The following is a 3,209-nucleotide window of genomic DNA, read 5'->3' on the forward strand; positions in this document are numbered from 1 at the left end:
TAAACCCTTACTAAGACAACGTTCTAAAACAGATGGAATATGTTTTTTTTCTTTTTGTAGAACAGTGTGATTATTCAATTGAGAGTGAGATATCGTATTGTTTCTATTCATAAGTAATTTAAGAAAAAGAAGTTCTTCTCTATCCACTTTTTCTCGAAGGCAATCTCCTAGTCCGTGTGTTTTTTGCCAAGTTTGTGTGTTGAGTACCATCTCTCCATCATACAAAGACCACAATACCATTTTCTCTTCAGTAGTGAGTGGTTTTGGACTATACTTGACTTTAAGTTCAGTGTAAGGGACGAGCTCTCGTTTCACTTCGAGCAAAATAGCTTGAGGGTATTTTTTGTGAAAAAATTGGGAGAGGCTTTCGTTTGTTTGGGTAGAGATAAATAGCTCGCAATAGGACCTTTTAGGTGAGATGGATTCCATCAACATAGAGAGAGGGAATTCTTTAAATCTGTATGTGTACCCTGCGAGGGCTAATACTAAAATCCAGGCAAGACGCATGAAAAGCTCCTAAGTTTGATACATAGGTAAGGCGTTGTGAAAAGCTATCGGGATTCATTTTTTCATGCTTTTTTAAAGTCGACCGGGTGGTTGTTTGGTCTGCTTGTAAGCTGTCTGTTTGTAGCTGGTTTGGCTACGTTTCTTCTTTCTCGAGCCCCTCTTAGTTCAGGGGGGAAATACGCCTTGTACACTTCTTCTAATGCAAATGGGGTTTTTTTAGAGCCAGATCTGGATCGTTCTGTATTCCTAGAGATTTCATTTCGTGGAGAAATGAACGGTCGTTCTTTTTCAAGAAATGACGTTGAAGGAGCACTTGATTACGCCACAAATTTGATATCGGAGAAGTGGAGAGGGATTGTTGCTTTAATTATCAATGTCGATTCTCCTGGTGGACTTGCCAAAGAGGGATTCGATCTTTTCGATTGCTTAGAGGTGTGGAAACAAAAGGAACAGATTCCAATTTATGTTCTCGTCAATGGAATGTGTGCTTCGGCAGCATTTTTCACTAGTTGTGTAGCTGATCGAATTTTTGCTGATTCCATATCCCTAATTGGTTCAATAGGAGTAGTCTCTCCATGCGTATCATTCGGAGAGACTTTGGAAAAGATAGGAGTCGATGTTAAGTTGGTTAGTGCGGGTACAGGCAAAACAGATTTGCACTATTTACTTCCATTAGATGAAGAGGGCATTTCTAGGCGTCAAACTTTGGTTGATCAAATCTACGATCGTTTTTTGAAACATGTATCTTTACATCGAAAGATTCCTATAGAACGCTTACGGGAAGAGATAGGTGCTTCTATCTTCCTTCCAGAAGAAGCATTTGAATTGGGATTGATAGATGAAGTTGTTACAGGTAGAGCTGGATGTTTGCGTTCTATAGAGCGTTTGCAAGGAACCGTAGAGTCATCTGTTGTGCGAGTTGAGAAAGTGTCAACATTTCCGTCCATGTTCGAAGCGTGGTTCTCATCACTTGATACATCCAGTTTCCTCTCTTATTTTTCGATTCGATGAATGATCCTTCTTTTTCTTTTGTTGTTGATGCGTCAGGAATACTTTTTCGGTCTTTTTTTGGAATGCCACCACTAAAAAATAAAAAAGGTGCTCCGACTGGAGCTCTTTTTTCGTTTGTTCGTTTTTTGATTCGTTTAAAGAATGATTTTCCAGGATCTCCCGTAGTCATTGTTTTGGATGGACCAAACAATAAAAGACGTAGACGAGAAATTTATCCTACCTACAAAGAAGATCGTATAGAGTTGGACCCTGATCTCTATACTCAAATATTGGAAGTTCCTTTTTTATGCGATTGCTTTGGAATTTCTTGCCTTTACATTGAAGGAGAAGAAGCAGACGATGTCATTGGTAGTGTCGTAAAGTCAGTGAATAAGAAGATCGGGGTAGTCTCTTTTGATAAAGATCTATGTCAACTTGTTTCTTCTAATGTGCAGATAGTTAGACCAACCAAGGATGAATGGGTTTTTCTGAATGAAAATGGGGTTCGTTCAGAATATGGCGTGTTACCTCATCAGATTCCCGCATGGTTAGCTATAGTTGGAGATTCGTCTGATGGGTTGCCGGGAATACCTGGGCTTGGCCCTAAAACAGCTTCTAATCTTCTTGCCAAATACGGGACTCTTTTAAATGCAATTGAATCATACCCTTCTTCTAATCGAATAGGGAATCTCCTTAGTAAATATAAAGAACAGGCTCTTTTTGTAGAAAAATTTACACATTTGATTGATACAATTATTCTTCCATCTTTTGTTTGGGAACCCCCGAAATTACAACCAGGTCTAGAAGAATGGTTGCAGGAAAAGGGTTTTATTTCGTTTTTGAAAGCTCTGTTTAATAATTTTTCATCTTGATTGTACATAGCTTGTTTGGGAGAAAATGGCTAGTTAGTTAGAATATGATACTTGCTCTGGCAGTCTCGATTCGAGAGCTGGGAAGGGCGTTCGTGAGTTTTGGTCTCATTCCCCTCGAAGGTTGTTTTTTTCACTGACTTTTTTGTTTATGATTGGTTCGTTTTCCGAATTCGAGGAGTTGTGAGTTGTTTCTAGGAGAGCGTTAATTTTTGGAGCATTTAGCCTCCTCTTCGAGCATTTATGTTTGTAGACCAAGTCTATTTTTCTGTTGATGAAGTTGTTCATCTTCTCTTTCTGTCATTTAAGGGACTTACATGAATTCCAGATCTTTCAATCAAGAGTCTCCGTCGTCGGAACCTCTTTCAAAACATTCAGGGACGAAAGTTGTTTGTGATGAGCGGTCTAGGGAAAATCTTCTTGTGCCACCTTCCGTGCTTGTATCTCCTTCTTCTGGACAAAGAAGGTCTTCCCCCAAGGATAACGGCATGTCACGTTCTCGATCAGTCGAAAAGTCTATTGAACGAGGATCAGAGAAGATTCCTAGCGAAAGGAGAGAGCGTCGACCTCTCCCTAGAAGGCAAAAGCAAGATAGATCGTCGATGGTAGGAAGCCATGGGCAAACATTTTCTTCTGACCGCATATATTCGGGTGGTTTACGTGATCAGCAGGAGGATCGTTGTCGTTTGATTCGTATTTCTCCAGAGGAAAGCAGTGCCTCTTCCATGGATGAAGATGGAGCCCAAGTACCTTCTGATAGGACAGCTAGGGTTACACGCATAGCTGATCTTCAGAGAATGAATGTGGAAGGTCTACATGCTTTTGCTAAGCAGATTGGTTTTC

At 40.1% G+C, this 3,209-nt stretch carries 3 protein-coding genes and 1 pseudogene; 3 read left to right on the forward strand and 1 reads right to left on the reverse strand.

From position 1 onward, the window contains the following. Positions 1 to 507: pseudogene (locus GCCT14_RS04175) on the reverse strand (hypothetical protein); the annotation flags it as partial. A 36-nt stretch (positions 508 to 543) separates the two neighbouring features. Here GCCT14_RS04175 and GCCT14_RS04180 point away from each other — a divergent pair. The 3 genes from GCCT14_RS04180 to GCCT14_RS04190 form a co-directional block, all read left to right on the forward strand. Further along, a complete protein-coding gene (locus tag GCCT14_RS04180; RefSeq protein WP_157952599.1) occupies positions 544 to 1,518 on the forward strand; it encodes a S49 family peptidase in 975 nt (324 codons plus the stop codon). Next, a complete protein-coding gene (locus GCCT14_RS04185) occupies positions 1,515 to 2,369 on the forward strand; it encodes a 5'-3' exonuclease (RefSeq protein ID WP_108624359.1) in 855 nt (284 codons plus the stop codon). Before GCCT14_RS04180 ends, GCCT14_RS04185 begins: the two co-directional genes overlap by 4 nt. A gap of 314 nt (positions 2,370 to 2,683) precedes the next feature. Continuing rightward, a partial coding sequence (locus GCCT14_RS04190) for a hypothetical protein (protein ID WP_157952600.1) occupies positions 2,684 to 3,209 on the forward strand: 526 nt, incomplete at its 3' end.

It is taken from the genome of Candidatus Similichlamydia epinepheli, from assembly GCF_003056015.1.

What these genes read in the sequence shown, in the direction of transcription:
- GCCT14_RS04185 (WP_108624359.1), top strand. Translation starts at nt 1,515, where the DNA reads ATGAATGATCCTTCTTTTTCTTTTGTTGTTGATGCGTCAGGAATACTT.